Origin of the sequence: Pseudomonas sp. PSB18 (assembly GCF_014596565.1) — a bacterium.
Taxonomy (GTDB): domain Bacteria; phylum Pseudomonadota; class Gammaproteobacteria; order Pseudomonadales; family Pseudomonadaceae; genus Aquipseudomonas.
The window spans coordinates 23,540-43,877 of record NZ_NOIN01000017.1 but is presented as its reverse complement, the minus strand read 5'-3'; the positions used below and the strand labels follow the sequence as shown (position 1 = coordinate 43,877).

Sequence of the window (20,338 nt, the reverse complement as noted above, 5' to 3'; positions counted from 1 at the left end):
CCAAGGAAGACCGGCCCTGGCCGGACCGAAACTCCTCGGCGTGTTCAGGTGTCCATTGATCACCCCACAGCCTGTGCGCCAACATCTCAGTGCCCCGGCATCCTGGTCGCGTGTCCCTGGGGCGCATTCATCGAGAGATTGGGTTGGAGATGATGGACGTCGATAGCAAAGCCAAAGTCGCACAGATATTCGACCAGCTCCTGACGTTGCGCGAAAGCGTGAACGAACTTCAGGAAAAGGAACTGCGCAGGGTGATAGCGCTTCGTGGACAGCAAACCGTAGACGTCGACGAAGCGGTCCATCAGTCTTTTGTCGACCTTCAGAATCACATCGCGGGGATGGAAGAGGTGCTGGCAACGATTGCCGAGGCCACCGGTATTATCCCAAAGCTCTGATGTTCCCCGGAACACCCTGTGGGAGCGAGCCTGCTCGCGATGGCGGCGGCTCTGCTTGCATCTATCTCGAATATGCCGCCATATCGCAACCGCCCATACACATTGCCGTTACTTGAAAGGAGATACTCAAAATGGAATTACGCTGTACATCAATCGAAGAAGTCCGCCAGCAGATCGACCAGATCGACCGCCAGGTCGTTGCGCTCCTGGCCCGGCGCGGCAACTTCGTCACGCAGGCGGCAGCCTTCAAGAAAACCACCGACGATGTGCGCGCACCGGCGCGGGTCGAGCAGGTCATCACCAAAGTGCGCGGGCTTGCGAACGAAGCCGGTGCCTCGCCTGATGTCGTGGAGCGGGTCTATCGGGCCATGATCGCTGCGTTCATTGACGAAGAATTGAAGACCCACTCGGCCCTGACAGCCCAGTCCTGACGCCATCCGCTTCATCATGACCATGTTCAGCGAGGCTGGAATCCCGGCTTCGCGACACCGAGGCACGCGTGCCTGACCCCGTAAGGCACGCAACTATCGTTAGAAGTAATAGTGACCATCACTAAACGCATGTTCTGCTTTGTCGCCAGTCATTGGACAATTGCACCCATCGAACAGGTGGCTCCAGACATGACGCAACAGCCTTCCGTCGTCATACGAGTCTGACCCTTTTTATTTTCGGGATGAAACTGATGCGCTTTTTATTCGTGCCTGTCATGGCGTTTGCCTCTTTGCTGCTCGCCGGTTGTGCCTCCGCGCCAAACGATCCGACGCTGACCCTGCAGACCCAGAAGACCCCGGCCGAGTATGCCGAGTGCGTCATACCGAAATTGCAGGACAGTCAGTTGAACCCGATGGTCTCACAGACCCAGCGCAGCTACCGGATCGTCGTGCCGAGCAAAGTCTCCGCGGACAACGTGCTGGAGGCCTACAAGGCCGGGAACGGCGGCAAGGTGTTCATCTATGAGCGGCACCTGCTGGCCTCGAACCTGCTGCCGTCGAGTTTCGAGCGCGCCGCAGAAGACTGCATCTGATTCGACGGATAGACACTTTTCACAGAGCTCCTTTGGTTGGCCGCAACCAACCAATTCCTTGCCCCGCCGACCCATTTGGTTTGCGGGGCTTTTTTATGTCTGCGATAACTGCGGGACAGTTAGATCTGCTCCAACAACCAGCCACGAAACGCCCGTAACGACGGCAGCATTTCGTTGCGCGGTGGATAGGTGAGGTAGTAACTGCGCCGGCTGGCGAACGGCAGGTCAAGGCCGATCAGTTCGCCATTGGCCAATTCGTCGGCCACCAGGATGCGTGGCACCAGGCCAATGCCGATATCCGCACGCACCGCCTGGATCAAGTGCGAGGTGAGTTCGAAGCTGGGGCCCAGGCGCATCCTGGCGTGGGGCAGGGTGTAGTGACTGAACCAGTCGCCCCAGACGTTGGGGTTGTTCGCCACATTGAGCAGCATCTGTTCGCTGATGCGCTCCGGCGTCCACGTCTCATGGGCCTTGGCCGCCTGCGCCGAGATGATTACGATCAGTTCTTCGGCGTGCAGGCGGTGGCTGATCAGACCCGGCAGGTCGGCCGTGCCGACAACGATGGCGGCGTCGATGCCGCTGGTGTCGAAGTCGATGGCGTCGATCCGGGAACTGATGTGCACCAGTATGCCGGGGTGGGTTTTGTAGAACTCATGCAGGCGCGGCAGCAGCCACTTCGAACCAAAGGTCGGCAACGTCGCCAGGCGCAGGGTGCCGCTGCCGGACTGATAAGCCATGGCCTGCAGCGTCGCGCTGCGGATGCGTCCGAGGGCCTCGCTCATCTCCCGTTGGTAGAGGCGACCGACATCGGTCAGCCGGACCTGCCGGCCTTCGCGACGAAACAGCGTCAGCCCCAATTGCTCTTCCAGCGCCTGGACCTGCCGGCTGACGGCGCTTTGCGTCAGCGAGAGTTCAATCGCGGCCCGGGTGTAGCTTTCATGCCGGGCGGCGGCTTCAAATGCCAGCAGCAGTGACATGGATGGCGTGAGGTGGCGGTAATTCATTCGGAAAAGTCATCGATAGCGGCAGGATTATCCGGTTGTCTGCGCCGGGAACCTGAAGGAACATTGACGCAGGTCGTTCCGAGCCTGACCTATTCATGCGCCGGCGACAAGTATTTACGTGATTAGCCCACCAAGAGGCCGTTAATGATTGCCCAACTGCCCGTGGTTGCCCCCGCGGCCCACTACCCGGAATTCATCGAGGCCCTGCGCGCCAGCGGCTTTCGTGGTCACCTGAGCGCCGACTACGGCACCCGTACCGTGTTGGCGACCGACAACTCGATTTACCAGCGCCTGCCGCAAGCCGCGGTCTTTCCCCGGGACGCCGAGGACGTCGCTCGCATCGCCACGCTGATGGCCGAACCACGGTTTCGCCAGATCAAGCTGACGCCACGGGGCGGGGGTACCGGGACCAACGGCCAGTCGCTGACCGACGGCATCGTGGTCGATTTGTCGCGGCACATGAACACCATCCTTGAAATCAACGTGGCCGAGCGTTGGGTCCGGGTGCAGGCCGGTGTGGTCAAGGACCAGCTCAATGCCGCGCTCAAGCCTCACGGGTTGTTCTTCGCGCCGGAACTGTCGACCTCCAACCGCGCCACCGTGGGCGGCATGATCAACACCGATGCCAGCGGCCAGGGCAGTTGCACCTACGGCAAGACTCGCGACCATGTACTGGAGCTGCACAGCGTGTTGCTCGGCGGTGAGCGCCTGCACACCCAGCCGCTGTCCGACGCCGAGCTGGAAACAGCGTGTGCTGAACCGGGTCGGATTGGCGAGGTGTACCGCACCGCCCGGCAGATCCAGGAGACCCAGGCCGAGCTGATCGAGTCGGTGTTCCCCAAGCTCAACCGTTGCCTGACCGGTTACGACCTGGCGCACCTGCGCGATGACCACGGTCGCTTCAACCTGAACAGCGTGCTCTGCGGCGCCGAGGGTTCGCTGGGGTTCGTGGTCGAGGCCAAGCTCAACGTGCTGCCAATTCCCAAGTATTCGGTGCTGGTGAACGTGCGCTACGGCAGCTTCATGGACGCCCTGCGCGATGCGAACGCATTGCTGGCCCACAAGCCGCTGTCCATCGAAACGGTGGACTCCAGGGTGTTGCTGCTGGCGATGAAAGACATCGTCTGGCACAGCGTCGCCGAGTATTTCCCGGCCGACGCCGAACGCCCGACCCTGGGCATCAATCTGGTGGAATTCAGCGGTGACGACGCTGCGCAGGTGAACGCCGAGGTGGCGGCCTTCGTGACGCATCTGCAGCGCGACACCACCATCGAGCGCCTGGGCCATACGCTGGCGGAAGGGGCCGAGGCGGTGAACCGTGTCTATGCCATGCGCAAGCGTTCGGTCGGGCTGTTGGGCAACGTCGAAGGCGAGGTGCGGCCGCAGCCGTTCGTGGAAGACACCGCCGTGCCGCCGGAACGGCTGGCCGACTACATCGCCGAGTTTCGCGCATTGCTGGACGGCCACGGCTTGAGCTATGGCATGTTCGGTCATGTCGATGCCGGCGTGTTGCATGTACGTCCGGCGCTGGACATGAAAGACCCGGCCCAGGCTGCACTGGTCAAGCCGATTTCCGATGCGGTGGCTGAACTCACCCAGCGTTATGGCGGCCTGCTCTGGGGCGAGCACGGCAAGGGTTTGCGCTCGGAATACGTGCCGGCGTTCTTTGGCGATTTGTACCCGGCACTGCAATCCCTCAAGGGCGCGTTCGACCCCTATAACCAGCTCAACCCCGGCAAGATCTGTACACCGCCGGATGCCGCCGAAGGCTTGCTCAAGGTCAACGAGGTCACGCTACGCGGTGACTTGGATCGGCAGATCGACGAGCGCGTCTGGCAGAGCTACGGCACAGCCGTGCACTGCAACGGCAATGGCGCCTGCTACAACTTCGACCCCGACGACGCCATGTGCCCGTCGTGGAAAGCCACCCGCGAACGCCAGCACTCCCCCAAGGGGCGGGCATCGCTGATGCGTGAATGGTTGCGCCTGCAGGGCGCGGCCAATGTCGATGTGCTGGAAGCGGCGCGGGGCGGTGCGTCGTGGTTGAAGGACTTGCCGGCGCGGCTGTGCAACAACCTGGCGCGCTCACGGGGCGAGGCGGATTTCTCCCACGAAGTCTATGACGCCATGGCCGGCTGTCTGGCCTGCAAATCCTGCGCGGGACAATGCCCGATCAAGGTCAACGTGCCGGAGTTCCGTTCGCGTTTCCTGCAGCTCTACCATGGCCGCTATCAACGGCCGCTGCGTGACTACCTGATCGGCTCGCTGGAATTCACCATTCCCTACATGGCTTACGCGCCGGGCCTCTACAACGCGGTCATGGGTTCGACCTGGCTGAGCCGGCTGTTGGCGAACCAAGTGGGCATGGTCGACAGCCCGCTGATCAGTCGCTTCAACTTCCAGGCCACCTTGAGCCGTTGCAAAGTCGCGGTCGCCAGCGTACCGGCCCTGCGTGAACTCACGCCGGCGCAAAGGGAGCGCAGTGTGGTGCTGGTGCAGGACGCCTTCACCCGCTACTTCGAAACGCCGTTGCTGGCTTCCTTTATCGAACTGGCGCATCAACTGGGCTATCGGGTGTTCCTGGCGCCCTACAGCGCCAACGGCAAGCCCTTGCATGTGCAGGGCTTTCTCGGTGCCTTCAACAAGGCGGCGATCCGCAACGCTACCCAGCTCCAGGCGCTCGCCGACTGCTCGGTGCCCCTGGTGGGCCTGGATCCGGCCATGACCCTGGTCTACCGCCAGGAATATCAGAAGGTGCCAGGGCTCGATGCCTGCCCGAAAGTCCTGCTGCCTCAGGAATGGCTGGTCGATGCGGTTCCGCAGACAGCGAATCCTGTTGCCCGGACGTTCCGCCTGCTGGCGCACTGCACCGAAAAGACCAATGTGCCCGCCAGTACCTCGCAATGGCAAAGCGTGTTCGCCAAGTTGGGGCTCAAGCTGATGACCGAGGCGACGGGCTGCTGCGGCATGTCCGGCACCTACGGCCATGAACTGCGCAACCAGGACACCTCGCGGACTATTTTCGAACAGTCCTGGGCCGGCAAGCTGGACAAGGAAGGGGAGGCGCTGGCAACGGGGTACTCGTGCCGCAGCCAGGTGAAACGGTTGGCGGACAAGCAGCTACGGCATCCGTTGGAGGTGGTGTTGGAGCAGGTGTTGGCTGGGCGGCGCGGCTGACGAAAAGAAAGGGACCGACTGATGCCGGTCCCTGAAGTTTTCAGGGTTGCCCACAGAACCCATGCCCCCCCCAAATCCTCTGTGGGAGCGAGCCTGCTCGCGATAGCAGTGGGTCAGCTTGCATCCATGTTGAATGTGCTGCCGCCTTCGCGAGCAGGCTCGCTCCCACATGGGTTGTCCGAGTTGCCCACAGAACTCATGCCCACCCCCAAATCCTCTGTGGGAGCGAGCCTGCTCGCGATAGCAGTGGGTCAGCTTGCATCCATGTTGAATGTGCTGCCGTCATCGCGAGCAGGCTCGCTCCCACAGTTCCGTGGCTGAGCTGACATCAGCTCCCTGCCTCCAATGTATCTCTATGTATCCAGCCCCTTTGTCGATACGGACTGTTTCTTTACGGGCTGTTGCTGACACATCTGCGATACCTGTCCGTCCTTAAATGACCCGCATCGAGACAGCACACGAAACCGCGCGCGTCATACCTAGGTATCGACCGACACCATGGTGCAATCCTCCATGGGACATCGCGATGGTTTGATCGAGCTGCTTGAGCCGATTAGTCAAAAGGAGAACCACCATGCAAGCAGCTTCTTCCGCTTTTACCTGGCAACGTTGTCTGGCGTCATCCGCTCTCGTCAGCGTGTTCGGTCTTGCCCTGTTTGCCGGCAGTGGCGTCACCCTGGCCGCTGACAACCCGTCCGCCAGCGCCGCTCCGGCCGGGTCGGAGGCCATTCGCCCGTACCGTATTCACGTTGATGAAGCGCAGTTGACCGAACTGCGCAAACGCATTGCGGCCACCCGTTGGCCCGACAAGGAAACCGTCAATGACGTTTCCCAGGGCGTGCAATTGGCCCAGGTCCAGGCGCTGGTGAAATACTGGGGCGACGGTTATGACTGGCGCAAGGCTGAGGCCAAGCTCAATGCCTTGCCGGAGTTCATCACCACCATCGATGGCGTCGACATTCAGTTCATCCACGTGCGTTCGCGCCACCCCAACGCCATGCCGCTGATCCTCACCCATGGTTGGCCGGGATCGCAGTTCGAGTTCCTCAAGACCATCGGCCCGCTGACCGATCCGACCGCTTACGGTGGCCGCGCGGAAGATGCCTTCGATGTGATCATCCCGTCGATTCCCGGCCATGGTTTTTCCGGCAAACCGACCGAATTGGGTTGGGGCCCCGACCGGGTGGCGAAGGCCTGGGACGTGCTGATGAAGCGCCTGGGCTACAGCCATTACGTGTCTCAGGGCGGCGATCATGGTTCGGTGATTTCCGATGCGCTGGGCCGCCTGGCGCCGCCCGGATTGCTGGGCATCCACCTGAACATGCCGGCCACCGTGCCGCCGGAGCTGGTAAAGCCGATCAACAGCGGCGATCCGGCACCGTCGGGGCTGACCGATCCGGAACGCCGGGCCTACACCTCCCTGAGTACGTTCTTCGGTCGTAACGCGGCCTACGGCGCGATGATGGTGACCCGACCGCAGACCATCGGTTACCTGCTGGCCGACTCGCCCACCGGGACGGCGGCGTGGATGTACGAGAAATTCGCGGCCTGGACCGATAGCGACGGCAAGCCTGAGCGCGTGCTCAGCCGCGATGAAATGCTCGATGACATCAGCCTCTATTGGCTGACCGACACCGGGGCGTCGTCCTCCCGTTTCTACTGGGAGAACAACAACAATAACTTCAGCGCGGCCGCGCAGAAGACCACGGACATCAAGGTGCCGGTGGCGATCACGGTATTCCCCCACGAAATCTATCAGGCGCCGAAGACCTGGGCACAGCGCGCCTATCCGTCGCTGTCCTACTTCAACGAAGTCAGCAAGGGCGGTCACTTCGCGGCCTGGGAGCAGCCGCAACTGTTCAGCGAAGAACTGCGTGAAGCATTCCGGCCATTGCGTGCCGCGGCGAAATAATCCGGCACCGCGGCGCGTCCGGCAGACACCTTCGATTTCACAACTCGCGACCGCCGGGCGGCGGTTCGCAAGGGAGACTCACCATGACTACGAACCTGTTGAACCACACCTCCACACCGCGGCGCCGGCGTCTGCTCGCGCCGGCTGTCCTGGCGGTCGCCATGATGCAGTTGGGCGCCCTGGCTGCGACCTCGTCAGAGGCGAACGCTGCCGAGGTGCCGGCCGGTACCATCGGCGCCATCACGCCGGGAACCAATACTTCGTTCGGCCCGTTGAAGCACGTCAAGGCGGGTCTGCTGGACGTTTCCTATGCCGAGGTCGGCCCCGCCGATGGGCCGGTGGTCATCCTGCTGCACGGCTGGCCGTACGACATCCACAGCTACACTGATGTGGCGCCGGCGCTGGCCCAGAAGGGCTATCGCGTATTGATTCCCTATGCCCGGGGGTATGGCGATACACGTTTCCTGTCGGCCAAGACCGTGCGTAACGGCCAGCCTGCGGCGCTTGCCAGTGATCTGATCGATTTCATGGACGCACTGCACATCAAGCAGGCCGTGCTCGGTGGTTATGACTGGGGCGCGCGCACCGCCGACATCGTCGCGGCGCTGTGGCCGGAGCGGGTGAAGGCATTGGTGGCGGTGAGTGGCTACCTGATCGGCAGCCAGGAAGCCGGCAAGGCGCCGTTGCCGCCGGCCGCCGAGTTGCAGTGGTGGTACCAGTTCTACTTTGCGACCGAGCGTGGTCGCCTGGGGTATGAAAAGAACACCCACGACTTCGCCAAGCTGATCTGGAAACTGGCCTCGCCGAAGTGGAACTTCGACGACGCGACCTATGATCGCAGCGCCGCGGCGTTGCAGAACCCCGATCACGTCCCGGTATCGATCTTCAACTACCGATGGCGCCTGGGCCTGATCAAGGGCGAGGCCAAGTACGACGCGCTGGAGAAGAAACTCGCGGCGTTCCCTTCCATCGGGGTGCCGACCATCACCCTTGAAGGCGATGCCAACGGTGCGCCGCACCCACCGGCCGAGGCCTATGCCAAGCGCTTCACCGGCAAGTACGAGTATCGGCTGATCAGCGGCGGTGTCGGTCACAACCTGCCGCAGGAGGCCCCGCAAGCCTTCGCCCAGGCCGTGATCGATGCCGATCATCTTTGATCCGGCACGAGGGATAGCAACGATGAAACTCAAGCATCTGGCGGCCTCCGCCGCGGTTGCATCGGCGGCGTTGATCACTGCCGGCGTTGCCTTGGGCGATGCCGGCAGCGGTGAAGCATCACCGATCTACGGTGTGAAGTTGCCCGATGGCTATCGCCAGTGGGCGCTGATCGCACCGGCGCAAGAAGCCGAGCCGCTGAACGAGCTTCGCGCGGTACTGGGCAATGACCGCGCCATCAAGGCTTACCAGGACGCGACGCTGCCGTTTCCCGACGGCACGGTCCTGGTGAAGCTGGCCTGGAAGCACGTGCAGTCACCGGAGTTCGAGCCGGCCTCGATTCCTGGAGCGGCCACCACCGTCCAGGTCATGGTCAAGGACTCGAAGAAATATGCGTCAACCGGCGGTTGGGGGTTCGGTCGTTTTATCAACGGCAAGCCCGCCGACGAGGCCCAACACCAAACCTGTTTCGCCTGCCACCAGGCGCGGGTGCAGAACCATGATTTTGTCTTTACACGTCTCGCTCCATAACCCAGGTATCCAAGGAGTTTTCCATGAAAAAAGTCATTGCCGCATTGGCCTGCACGGCCGGCCTGATCATCGGCGCCAACGCCTCGGCGCAGACTGTGAAACCCACCGTCGTTCTCGTGCACGGCGCCTTTGCCGATGCGTCGAGCTGGAATGGCGTGGTGAAAATCCTCGAGAAAGATGGCTACACGGTGGTGTCCGCCGCCAACCCCTTGCGCAGCGTGAAAGGTGATGGTGCTGCGGTTTCGGCGCTGCTGGGCAGCATCGAGTCGCCGGTGGTGCTGGTGGGCCACTCCTACGGCGGCAACGTCATCAGTGAAGCGGCCAATGACCACGCCAACGTAAAGGCTCTGGTCTACGTCAGCGCCTTCGCCCCCGAGGCGGGGGAAACCGTCGCCGGGCTGGCTGGGAAGTTCCCCGGCAGCACCCTCGGCCCGACCCTGGCGCCGCCTGTCGTATTGGCCGATGGCGGCAAGGATCTGTATATCCAGCAGGGCAAGTTCCATGACCAGTTCGCCGCCGACGTCCCCGCCGCGCAGGCGGCCTTGATGGCGGCAAACCAGCGTCCGGTGACCGAAGCGGCGCTGAACGAGCAGGCGGGTACGCCGGCCTGGAAACACATTCCGTCCTGGTACATCTACGGCGACAAGGACAAGAACATTCCACCGCAAGCCATGGCGTTCATGGCCAAGCGTGCCGATGCCAGGGATGTGAAGGTGGTCAAGGGGGCTTCCCACGTGGTGATGGTGTCCCATCCGGAGCCGGTGGCCCGGTTGATCGAGGAAGCAGCTGCGGCGAAGTGATTCCTGCGCCTTGAGAGGGTTCCGCTCACGCATCGACTCCCGATGCGTGGGGGGCTTTCGATCAAGCCATCCATTGCCCATAGGGCCGATGGCGTATGCAAATGCTGCGCACGCCCTAATCCAATGTGGGAGCGAGCTTGCTCGCGATGGCGGCGGATCAGCTTGCATTGATGTTGACTGTGCTGCCGTCATCGCGAGCAGGCTCGCTCCCACAGGGATTGGCGTCATACCGGATGTTGTGATCAACCCGCAATCAGGGTGGGAGCGAGCCTGCTCGCGATGGCGGTGTTTCAGTCGCTCTGTCCAGGATCACTCAGGCCAGGGTGATTTCGACGTGGATGTTGTTGCGTGACAACTTCGAGTAGGGGCAGGTCTCGTGCGCGGCGTCGAGCAAGGCCTGGGCAGACTCCCGGTCGACTCCAGGGACACTGACCTTAAGGCGCGCTTGAAGAAAGTAGCTGCCGTCCGCCAGGCACAGATCCACTTGTGCGTCGATCGCCGGATTTTCCGGTAGCTTGATTTTCAGGCGCCGAGCGGCCAACTGCATCGCGCCTTCAAAGCAAGCGGACCAACCAGCCGCGAACAATTGTTCCGGGTTGGTGCCGGCCCGTGACGAGCCCGGGCTTGAAAGCTGGACGTCCAGGCGTCCGTCGTCGCTGTGCGAATGACCGTCGCGGCCACCTGTAGTGTGGACATTGGCGGTATAGAGCACATTGTCGGAACGGGTCGAAGCAAGCATGGGATTCTCCTGGTTGAAATCGGAAAAACCATCTCACCAAAAGCCTTCCGGACGGGCCATTGCACCAAGGTGTCGGCCTCAACTTCGACCGCGTCCCCAAGCGAGGGCCAGCATCGCCAACAGCAGGCTGCCGGCATAAAACATGAACAAGGCCTGTGCACTCCAGTGCGCATCCAGCAGCGTGCCGGCGACAATCGGTGACAGGATCGCACCCAGGCGACCCAATCCCAGCACCAGGCCGACGCCTCTGGCCCTTTCCTCGGTGCCATAGGTCTGCGGCGCGAGGATATACAGGCCGGCGATGGCCGCGTTGAGCAGCAGGCCGATGGAAAATCCCATGCCGATGGACAGGCTCAACACCTGGGTGGCGGGCATCATCAAGGTCATCAGCAAGGCGTTCAGCAGCAGGCAACCCAGTAGCAAGCGGCGGCTGCCAAAACGATTCGCGGCAAGTCCCAGGAGCAGGGCGCCCAGCATGCCGCCCAGATTGAGCAGCATGCCGCCCTTGATGCCATGGGTTGCGGATGCCCCTGTCTGAACCAGCAGTGCCGGTGTCCAGCTCACCACGAAGTAGAAGCAGAACATGACGAGGAAGCATGCAGTTGCCAGCGAAACGGTTGCGCGCCACTGCCTCGACCAGAAGTCTCGTCGAAGCCCGCGCCCGGCATTCGAGGCAGGCCGATGGCCGGGCGGTTGGGCGGGGGAAGCTTTCACGGCGAGGAATTCGAAGGACTCACGCAGCCACAGTGCACCGCTCAAGCCAGCCGCGAGGGTGAAGGCACCTCCGGCGAGGAACACGTAGCGCCATCCGACGGCGTCGTTCAATGCATGCGCCAGCAGGCCGCCCAGGGACACGCCCAAAGCGAAGGCCACGGACTGAAGCGCGATGGCCAGGTCTCGCCGGTGCAGGTGGGTGCACTCATGGGTCAGCACATTGGCACCGACGAGCGTCGCCCCTACACCCATCCCCGTCAGGGTGCGCAACAGCCAAAGAAACCAGAAGTCCTGGGACCAGAATGACAGCAGCATGGTCGTGCCGCTGAGCAACAGGCTCGCCAGCAGCAAGGGACGACGGCCATGACGGTCCGCCATGGGGGCGGCGAATGTCGATCCGCTGGCCATCCCTATGAGGCTTGCACTGAGCAACAAGCCCTGCTGGAAACCGCTCAACCTCCATTCTACCGAGAGGCTGGGGAGCACGAAGGCCGTGGCCAGGGTCGCCAGGCCGTTGATCACATTGAACAGCATGCACAGGCCGACGACCGTCCATTGCCCCGTCGCCTTCGAGCTGGCGGCCGAATGTTGTTGCCTTGAGGTAGTGCCTGTTTCCAGCGTTCTGTCTCGCAAATGCCGTTCCTTTTGACGGTGTCTGTTGCCAGGATGAATCAGAACAGGGTGTTGCCGAAAGGGCGATTACACGTTGGTATTGGTCGGTTTTCCATCCCCGGCGCTACACTGATCGGCGCGTGTGACACCAAGGTATGATAGGCGCGCCCCATCACCGGGGGCATGCTCTCTGAAGGGCCATTACAGAGCGGGACCGGCATGGATAACGAACCCGACAGCATCATCGACGGACTGCCAGGCATGGCCTGGACGGCCCGTGTCGATGGCGGCGTCGACTATGTCAATCAGTACTGGAGCCGGTACACCGGTCGCAGTCGTGAGGAGGCAATGGGAGAGGGCTGGCATGCTTCCATCCATCCTGACGACCGTGCGCAGGTGTTCGAGTGCTGGCGCGCCGTGCTGAAGGGCGACGAGCCACGAGGCATACAGGCCCGCTTGCGGCGGGCCGACGGGGTCTATCGCCGATTCGTCGTGCGCGTGAGCCCGCTGACCGACACGGCCGGAGCCGTCCGCAAATGGTGCGGAGTCTGCACCGACATCGAGGATTACTGTGCGGTTGCCCAGCCCGTCAACATGACCGAGCCCGGTCTGCGCACGATGATCGACAGCATTCCGGCCCTGGTTTCGCTGATGAGCCCCAGCGGAGACCTGGAGTGCGTGAACATCCACAACCTTGAATACATGGGGACCACCCTTGAGGAGCTCAAGGAGTGGGCCGTGAGTGAGATCGTCCACGTCGAGGATCGTCCCAGGATCATCGACAGCTGGGCGCAGGCGATGTCCACCGGTGAGCCTTTTCGCGCCGAGTTGCGCATTCGCCGCGCGGATGGCGCCTACCACTGGTTCATTGCCAACGGTATGCCGATGCGGGATGAGACCGGTCGCATCACCCGCTGGTGGGTCATCACCATCGACATCGACGAACAGAAGCGCGACAAGGCCTTGATCGCCAAGGCGCTGGCCGAGATCAGCGCGTCTGAAGCCCGGTTGCGCAGCATCATCAACGCGGTGCCCGGTTTTGTCTGGAGCGCCACGCCCGATGGCAATGTCAGTTTTCTCAACCAGCGTTGGTGCGATTACACCGGTATCGCGCTGGAGGACGCCTGCGGTACCGGCTGGATGGCCGCGATTCATCCGGATGACGGCGGTGCACTGGCTGCTTACTGGAAAGCGTTGGCGACGGGCGAACCGGGTGAATTCGAGGCCAGGTTGCGTCGCTTCGACGGCACGTTCCGCTGGTTTCTGATCCGGGCGGTACCGGAGCGCGATGAGTCGGGCCAGGTGGTGCGCTGGTACGGGGAAAACACCGATATTGAAGATCGCAAACGCGCCGAAATGCTGCTGGCCGGGGAGAAGCGTCTGCTGGGCATGATCGCCGGAGGTTCCGCCCTCAAACGGGTTCTCGAGGCGCTTTGCACCTTGGCCGAGGCGAGTTTCGATGGCTGCGTGTGCAGCATCGTGCAAGTCGACCGCAAGCACCCGTATCCGACGCAGGAAGCCATCCCACGGATATTGCCAGGGGCTGCCCCGAACGTGCCGGCGAGCCTGGTGGCAGGCCTGGAGGGGCGCGTGGCGGATGCGGACGCATGTCCAGCCGCCTTGGTTGCGATCCGTAACGAACAGGTGATTTGCTGCGACCTGGCCAGTGAGACGCGCTGGAAAGATTGGTGCACGACTGCCCTGGCCCACGGTTTGCGGGCGAACTGGTCGACACCGATCACCTCCGTCAACGGTGAGGTGACAGGGGTTCTGTCGATCCTGCATCCCGAATCAACCGCCCCTGGACCCCTGCAGCAGACCCTGATCGCCCAGATCACTCACCTGGCGAGCATCGCCATTGATAGAGCACGGGGCGAGGCGGCACTGCGCCAGAGCGAGGCGTTCCTGGCTAAGGCGCAACGGCTCAGCTCCACAGGCACCTTCTTGTGGAGCGTCGGCTCGGACGAGCTCACCTGGTCCGAAGAGATCTATCGGATACTCGACCTGGAACCAGGTGTGACGCCCACCCTGGATTTCATTTACACCCGCGTCCACCCGGACGATATCTCGGCCTACAAGGAGATGATCAGGCACCAGCGCAAGAAAGGTCAGGACTTCGAGCATGAACATCGGCTGCAATTGCCTGACGGCACCATCAAGCATGTCCACTTGGTTGCACACGCGATGAAAGACGGGGAAGGCCAGCTAGAGTACATCGCTGCGTTGCAGGACGTGACCCAGCGGCGTCTTTCCGAAGCCGCGCTCGGCAAGGTCCGCTCGGAGCTGGCTCATCTGGCCCGGGTTGCCAGCCTGGGCGCGCTGACCGCGTCGATTGCCCATGAGGTCAACCAGCCGCTGGCCGGTATCATCACCAATGCCAGCACCTGCTTGCGCATGCTCGGCGCCAATCCACCGAATGTCGAGGGCGCCCTGGAAACCGCGCGGCGCACCATCCGAGATGGCAACCGCGCCTCCGACGTGATCAATCGGTTGCGGGTGCTGTTCTCGAAGAAAAGCATCACGATTGAAGACGTCGACATCAACGAAGCGGCCCGGGAGGTGATCGCCCTGTTGCTGGGAGAGCTGCAGCGGGGCGCGGTGATACTGCATCCCGAATTCGCTGACGGCCTGCCGCCGGTCAGGGGTGATCGCGTACAGTTGCAGCAGGTGATCCTCAACCTGATCCTGAATGCGAAGGAGGCGATGAGCAAGATGAACGATCGGCCCCGGCGCATGCAGGTCAGTACCGGACTACAGGACGGTCATGTCTATCTCGACGTCAGGGACAACGGCGTCGGCTTCGATCCCCAGGACGCGGAGCGCCTGTTCAGTGCTTTCTACACGACCAAGAGTTCGGGCATGGGGATCGGTTTGTCGGTCAGCCATTCGATCATCGAAAAGCATGACGGACGGATCTGGGCCTGCGTGAACGATATCGGACCTGGCGCAACGTTTCGCTTTGCGATTCCCTGCAAAGGCCTGCGCGATCCAGCCGACGTCATAGAGGGTATCCGCGAGCCCACCAGAGAGGTTTTCAATGGATAAGCCTTTGCTCGTATCGGTGGTTGACGACGACGAGTCCGTGCGGGAAGCGTTGCCGGATCTGCTCAAGGAGTTCGGTTTTGCGGTCCAGGCCTTTTCGTCGGCCCAAGCGTTTCTTTCGTCCGGATACCCCAGCCAGACCCACTGCCTGATACTGGACGTCGCCATGCCGGGCATGTCGGGTCCGGAGCTGCAAAAGGAACTCGCCTTGCGCCATTTCAACATCCCGATCATCTTCATCACGGCGCTGGGCGATGCGGCCCAATGTTCACACCTGATGAGCCAGGGCGCCGTGGACTGCCTGATGAAACCCTTCAGCGAGGCGGCGCTGCTCAAGGCGCTCAGCGCTGCGCTGCCGGTCAGTTGACGGGTAATGACGACTACGGGAGGAGGTAGCGTGTTGAGCGCGAACAATAGAGCTGGTACCGAACGTCGTGGCTCGGCGATGAACAATACGCCCATCGTATTTGTGGTCGACGATGATATTTCCGTGCGCGAGTCGCTGGAATTGCTGATTGGCCACGCACAGTGGCGACCGCAACTGTTCGAGTCCGCCCAGGCCTTTCTCGCCCAGCCCCGGCCTGCGGTTCCCAGTTGCCTGGTGCTCGACATCAACCTGCCGGACCTGAGCGGGCTGGACTTGCAGAATGCGATTGCCGCTGACCGGCCCATGATCCCGATCATCTTCATTACCGGCTACGGCGATGTGCCGCGTTCGGTGCGGGCCATGAAGGCCGGCGCCGTGGAGTTCCTGACCAAGCCGTTCGATGACGAAGTGCTGCTCAGCGCCATCGCCGATGCGCTGGAATGCAGCCGTAGCGCCTTGAGCCGCGAGGGAGACCTGCGTGCGTTGCGAGAAGCCTACGCAACGTTGACCCCCCGTGAGCAGGAGGTCCTGACCATGGTCGTTGCGGGGCGCATGAACAAGGTCATCGCGGCGGAGTTGGGAATCAGCGAGATCACCGTCAAGGCCCATCGAGGCAAGGTCATGCGCAAGATGAAAGCGCGCTCCCTGGCTGACCTGGTAAAGATGGACGCCCAGTTGTCCCTGGCGCTCAGCTGAGCCCCGGTGGCGCCAGCGTCCTTTGCCACAAGGTTTGCAGCTGGCGTAGGTCCAGGGTGTCATGTCCTTCGGACATCTGCTCGCTGCACGACCTCAGCAACTCCCTGGCCTCATTGACCCGAGCCTGCTCCAGCCACAGGGTGGCCAGATCCATCGAGGACCGCAGTTCCCACGACAAGGCGCCTTGCTGCTGGCTCAGGGCAATCGATTCATTGAGCGTGTCTTCGACCGCAACGGGATTGCTTGGGGCCAGTGTCTTGAGGATAGCGGCCTTGATCCGAAGCAGTTCCGGCAGGGCATAGGCGTCGCCGCTATGGCGGCAGTGGCGGATGGTGGCTTCGACCTGCATCGAGGCCTTCTCGTACTGACCGTTCAGGATCAGACCTTCGACCAGGGACGTTTCGAACGAAGTGGTCAGCAATTCGTAACGCATGCCACGCAGCCGCGCCAGGCTTTCCTCCAGCAAGGCAACCGCGTTGCCGGGTTGCCCGGCACGTATCGCGATAGCCCCTTGCACGCCCATTGCCGCCGCTACATAGGGGGCCAGTGCATTGGCCTCGGCGGTCTTCCTGAAAGTCTCAAGACCTGTGGCGGCCTTCTCCAGATCGCCTGTCCAGATATGGATGCAAAGCGTCCAGACCCATGCGATGCAATAGGTCACCGGGTGGTCCAATGCGGCGGCCTCCGCTTCGACCTGCTCGGCCCAGCGCCTGGCCTGATCGGGAAAGCCCATCAACCACAGTGTCCGCGCCAGGGCCAGCCCGGTGCGGTTGCGATGATCAAAGCCATAATGAACCGTACTGCTGCGTTCTGACGGCAGGCTGTTGCGCAAGGACTTTTCCAGCTCCCGCCGCGCCAGCGTCTGGTTGCCGAGCAGGTGATGGGAAATACCGGCCAGCGAGGCAGCCACGGCGATGGCCTCGGGTGTGCCGATGAGGTTGCCCACTTCGACGGCTTGTTCGGCCCAGGCCAGCGACGACGGGAAGTCGCCAATGCGCTCCGAGAAGATTTGCAGGCGCCCGAGCAGCCTCAGCCTGGATTCGTGATCGCCCAGCCCCTCGGCAATGTCCAAGGCCCTGAGCAGGGCTTTCCGTGCGGCCTCGCTGTTACCCCGGGTGAACATCAACACCAGGCCCAGGGCGGCCTGCAACTCCATTTCGGTCGGTGTTCCGAAGTAACCCAACTCAAGCAGTTCGGTGGCCCGGGAGCACCAGGTCCGACACTCGACCATCAACGAAAAATGCAAGAACAACGGTGCACTCGCGGCGGCCAGCGGCAATGCCAGCCCCGGGTCGCCCTGTGGGCCAAAGCTCCATTCCAGCGCATTCCTGATATTGCCCAGCTGGCTGGCGAGTCGAGAGGACTGCTCGAAGACTTCATCGGGTGTGCTGCCGAGACGGCCGAGCAGATCCATGAAATAGGCCGCGTGCCTGAACGACAGCGCATGCACTTCAGTATCACCTCGGGACACGAGCTTTTCGCGTGCATAGGCGCGGGTCATTTCCAGCAGGCGATAGGTTGCCATCGCGTCACTGTGATCAACGCTGACCAGGCCCTTGGAGGCCAGTTCATCCAGCGTCGTGACCGCAGTGAGGGAATCGATCTGCGTGTCGGCGAGAATCTGCGAGGCCGCCTCCAGGGAAAACGGTCCGACGAAAATCGCGAGGCGATCGAACACCTGTTGTTCTTGCTCGGAGAGGAGGGCGTAGCTCCAATCGAGCATGGCGCGCAGCGTCTGATGACGCGGCAGCGCCGTTCTCCGTCCAGACCAGCCCAGGGAAAAGCGCTCGCCCAGCAAGGCATGTGTGGCGTGCACCCCGTGCCTGGCTACACGCACGGCGGCCAGCTCGATGGGCAAGGCCATGCCTTCGAGGCGTCTGCACATGTCGACAATCATCTGTGCGTTGCCGGCTTCCAGGAACAGCGAAGGATTGCCTGAAGAGGCGCGTTCGACAAACAACTTCACTGCCGCGAATCCCAACAGCTCATCGACGCTCAGCGCCTGTGTCTCGCCCGGAAAGTCCAAGGGGTTGAGCCAATGCACGTGTTCGCCCAGGGTGCGCAGCGGTTCGCGGCTGGTGGCCAACAGGCTTACGCCGGGCGCCGTTGCCCTGATCTGTTCGACAACGGCCGAAACGGCATCGATGAGGTGTTCGCAGTTGTCGATGATCAGCACCAGCCTGCGGGTTCGAAGGTGCGCGAGCAGCACAAACAGCGGATCGTCAGCCTGCACCGGAATGCCCAGGGAACCGGCGAGCGAAGAGGGCACCAGCGCGGCGTCCTCGACTTGAGCGAGATCGACAAAACGTACCGGCTCATCGCTGTCGGCAGCGAGCCTGTGTCCCACCTCTACGGCTAGGCTGGTCTTGCCGACTCCGCCGGGCCCCACGATGGTGAGCAGCTTGGGTTCTTGCAGGCGGTCGATGACCCTTTGCACATCGTTGTCCCGGCCAATCAGCCTGGCGCGGGCCGGTAAGTTGCCTACTGTGCTGATGAATCGTTTGCCGGCGGCCTGGGCGGATGGGACAGGGGAGCTGGTCGAGTCGCCGGACTGGAGCCGTTCGATGGGCGCAACAAAGGCGTAGCCGACACCCACCTGGGTGGAGATATAGCGCGCCCCGTCTTCTCCATCCCCGAGGATTCGACGTAGTCCTGTCATGTGAAAACGAAGGCTGCCTTCCGCGACGACGATGTCGGGCCAGACCCGTTTGATCAATTCGCGCTTGGACAGTACCCGTCCGGGACGTTCGAGCAACGCGATAAGCAGGTCCAGCGCTCGCCCGCCGATTTCCACAGGGGAGCCGCTTTTCGTGAGCAATCGCTTGCCCGGCGTCACGCAAAAAGGACCGAAGGCGAGTTGCAGGGTCAACGATTCGTGCAGGTCGTCCGGGGCTGACTCCACAAGAAGGCTCTCTAGAAATAAGATGGTGTTTCGCTGTACGACTGTCCCTACAGGCGAGTCTGCATGATAGGTGTTTTGATTAAACGTTCAAGTACGGGCGTCCCGTCAACCGGGCGTGACAGGGCTGGGCGTCCGCTGAAAGGAATCAGACGATGGTGAGGCAGACGTCGATGTTCTTGCGGGTGGCTTTGGAGTACGGGCAGTTCTGGTGGGCGGCCTCGACAAGCTCCTGGGCGGTATCCGGCTCGATGTCTGGCAGCGAAACGGCCAGCCGGGCTTGCAGGAAAAACCCTTGTTCGCCATGGACCAGATCAACTTGCGCGTTAACGGCCGCGCGGGCCGGAAAGTGGATCTTGCGAGCGTTGCAGGCGTGACGCAAGGAGCCCAGGAAGCAGGCTGACCAGCAGACTGCAAACAGTTGTTCGGGGTTGGTGCCGGTCCCAGGCGCGCCTGGGGGAGACAACAGCAGATCCAGTCGGCCATCGTCACTGCGCCCAACGCCCTCTCGACCGCCTGTTGTGTACGTATGGCTGGTGTAAAGCACTTTTTCGATATTGATCATCGGCATTTCCCGATCAGGAGGACGGCGTTGAGGCGCGGGTCAGACCGCTCTCAGGACTGCGTTGAGGGGGGCTGCAACGCTGGCGTCGTTGCCTTGGTTGTGCCAGTGATAGAGCAAGGTGTCCCGTGCAATCGCGATCAGCCACGCGCGAAACGGAACGCTGGGGTCATAATCAGCCCGTCGTTGCTGGAGCACCATGAAGGCCTCCTGGATCAGACCTTCGACTTCTTCGCGCCTGGCACGCCCGGCTTGTACCTGGCCTTCGTAGAACGCCTTGAGCAGCGGCTTCACTTTCGCCAGGAGCTGTTGTAAAGCTTGAGGGCCGTGTCTGTCGACCTTGGCCATCAAGGCGCACAGTTCATCGTTCCCCAGACGGTCGGTTCTGCACAGCCAGCTATCGCGGCAGCCTTCGGTCATGATCGAACCCTCTTGAGTCATTGGCTCACTGCTCATGAGCAACAGTTGAATGGACCTGCTGCCTCTGTTCAGTGCTGAGACCCAAGCGTGATGCCTTGCGGGGGCGATCACCAGTTATTCGGTGTTAGCGCTTGTTAGCTGAAGCGCTAACAGAGGCCTCTACTCACCACAAATCCCTCTGTGAGAGCGGCCAAGCCCGGCTCCCACCGGGTTGGGCGGTGTATGCAGATGCTGCGTATACCGCGAATCCAATGTGGGAGCGAGCCTGCTCGCGATAGCGGTGGGTCAG

Annotated in this window: 17 protein-coding genes; 11 read left to right on the top strand and 6 right to left on the bottom strand. The window is 62.2% G+C overall.

What is annotated here, in order from left to right; all coding sequences use genetic code 11:
• Positions 1 to 149 precede the first annotated feature (149 nt).
• From CGA22_RS26150 to CGA22_RS26140, 3 genes are all read left to right on the top strand, one after another.
• On the top strand, positions 150 to 395 hold the full coding sequence (locus CGA22_RS26150) for a hypothetical protein (RefSeq protein WP_317451665.1): 246 nt from the start codon (positions 150 to 152) through the stop codon (positions 393 to 395).
• A 131-nt stretch (positions 396 to 526) separates the two neighbouring features.
• Positions 527 to 826, top strand: a complete 300-nt coding sequence (locus tag CGA22_RS26145; RefSeq protein WP_041020137.1) for a chorismate mutase — start codon at positions 527 to 529, stop codon at positions 824 to 826.
• 251 nt (positions 827 to 1,077) lie between these two features.
• On the top strand, positions 1,078 to 1,419 hold the full coding sequence (locus CGA22_RS26140; protein WP_041020142.1) for a hypothetical protein: 342 nt from the start codon (positions 1,078 to 1,080) through the stop codon (positions 1,417 to 1,419).
• A 119-nt stretch (positions 1,420 to 1,538) separates the two neighbouring features.
• Here the strand turns inward: CGA22_RS26140 and CGA22_RS26135 are convergent, their stop codons facing one another.
• Complete coding sequence (locus CGA22_RS26135) at positions 1,539 to 2,423, bottom strand: LysR substrate-binding domain-containing protein (protein ID WP_041020138.1); 885 nt, start codon at positions 2,421 to 2,423, stop codon at positions 1,539 to 1,541.
• Between the two features lie 144 nt (positions 2,424 to 2,567).
• Here CGA22_RS26135 and CGA22_RS26130 point away from each other — a divergent pair, with 144 nt between their 5' ends.
• The 5 genes from CGA22_RS26130 (at position 2,568) to CGA22_RS26110 (ending at position 9,998) form a co-directional block, all read left to right on the top strand.
• The gene (locus CGA22_RS26130; protein WP_041020139.1) at positions 2,568 to 5,600 is read left to right on the top strand and encodes an FAD-binding and (Fe-S)-binding domain-containing protein; all 3,033 of its coding nucleotides are present in this window, start codon (positions 2,568 to 2,570) and stop codon (positions 5,598 to 5,600) included.
• Between the two features lie 574 nt (positions 5,601 to 6,174).
• On the top strand, positions 6,175 to 7,512 hold the full coding sequence (locus CGA22_RS26125) for an epoxide hydrolase family protein (protein ID WP_041019990.1): 1,338 nt from the start codon (positions 6,175 to 6,177) through the stop codon (positions 7,510 to 7,512).
• Positions 7,513 to 7,595: 83 nt separating this feature from the next.
• Positions 7,596 to 8,669 carry an alpha/beta fold hydrolase gene (locus CGA22_RS26120; protein ID WP_041019991.1) on the top strand — a complete coding sequence of 358 codons (1,074 nt, stop codon included), beginning with the start codon at positions 7,596 to 7,598 and terminating at the stop codon, positions 8,667 to 8,669.
• 22 nt (positions 8,670 to 8,691) lie between these two features.
• A complete protein-coding gene (locus CGA22_RS26115; RefSeq protein ID WP_041019992.1) occupies positions 8,692 to 9,198 on the top strand; it encodes a cytochrome P460 family protein in 507 nt (168 codons plus the stop codon).
• A 23-nt stretch (positions 9,199 to 9,221) separates the two neighbouring features.
• The gene (locus CGA22_RS26110; RefSeq protein ID WP_041019993.1) at positions 9,222 to 9,998 is read left to right on the top strand and encodes an alpha/beta fold hydrolase; all 777 of its coding nucleotides are present in this window, start codon (positions 9,222 to 9,224) and stop codon (positions 9,996 to 9,998) included.
• Between the two features lie 313 nt (positions 9,999 to 10,311).
• Here the strand turns inward: CGA22_RS26110 and CGA22_RS26105 are convergent, their stop codons facing one another.
• Complete coding sequence (locus CGA22_RS26105; RefSeq protein ID WP_041019994.1) at positions 10,312 to 10,737, bottom strand: organic hydroperoxide resistance protein; 426 nt, start codon at positions 10,735 to 10,737, stop codon at positions 10,312 to 10,314.
• 78 nt (positions 10,738 to 10,815) lie between these two features.
• Positions 10,816 to 12,084, bottom strand: a complete 1,269-nt coding sequence (locus CGA22_RS26100; protein ID WP_041019995.1) for an MFS transporter — start codon at positions 12,082 to 12,084, stop codon at positions 10,816 to 10,818.
• A gap of 198 nt (positions 12,085 to 12,282) precedes the next feature.
• On the opposite strand from CGA22_RS26100, the gene CGA22_RS26095 reads away from it, so the two are divergent.
• The 3 genes from CGA22_RS26095 (at position 12,283) to CGA22_RS26085 (ending at position 16,168) form a co-directional block, all read left to right on the top strand.
• Positions 12,283 to 15,108: a PAS domain-containing protein gene (locus CGA22_RS26095; protein ID WP_084213675.1), complete on the top strand. Its 2,826-nt coding sequence runs from the start codon at positions 12,283 to 12,285 to the stop codon at positions 15,106 to 15,108.
• Complete coding sequence (locus tag CGA22_RS26090; RefSeq protein ID WP_041019996.1) at positions 15,101 to 15,472, top strand: response regulator transcription factor; 372 nt, start codon at positions 15,101 to 15,103, stop codon at positions 15,470 to 15,472. The genes CGA22_RS26095 and CGA22_RS26090 overlap by 8 nt, the downstream gene beginning before the upstream one ends.
• Before the next feature lie 78 nt (positions 15,473 to 15,550).
• Positions 15,551 to 16,168: a response regulator transcription factor gene (locus CGA22_RS26085; RefSeq protein ID WP_041019997.1), complete on the top strand. Its 618-nt coding sequence runs from the start codon at positions 15,551 to 15,553 to the stop codon at positions 16,166 to 16,168.
• Here the strand turns inward: CGA22_RS26085 and CGA22_RS26080 are convergent.
• The 3 genes from CGA22_RS26080 to CGA22_RS26070 form a co-directional block, all read right to left on the bottom strand.
• Positions 16,161 to 19,070, bottom strand: coding sequence for an ATP-binding protein (locus CGA22_RS26080; RefSeq protein WP_188258751.1), 2,910 nt, complete (start codon positions 19,068 to 19,070; stop codon positions 16,161 to 16,163). The two genes, CGA22_RS26085 and CGA22_RS26080, sit on opposite strands and share 8 nt — an antisense overlap.
• Positions 19,071 to 19,215: 145 nt before the next feature.
• On the bottom strand, positions 19,216 to 19,632 hold the full coding sequence (locus CGA22_RS26075) for an organic hydroperoxide resistance protein (protein ID WP_041019999.1): 417 nt from the start codon (positions 19,630 to 19,632) through the stop codon (positions 19,216 to 19,218).
• Positions 19,633 to 19,671: 39 nt separating this feature from the next.
• Positions 19,672 to 20,049: a sigma factor gene (locus CGA22_RS26070; protein WP_041020017.1), complete on the bottom strand. Its 378-nt coding sequence runs from the start codon at positions 20,047 to 20,049 to the stop codon at positions 19,672 to 19,674.
• Positions 20,050 to 20,338: the final 289 nt, after the last annotated feature.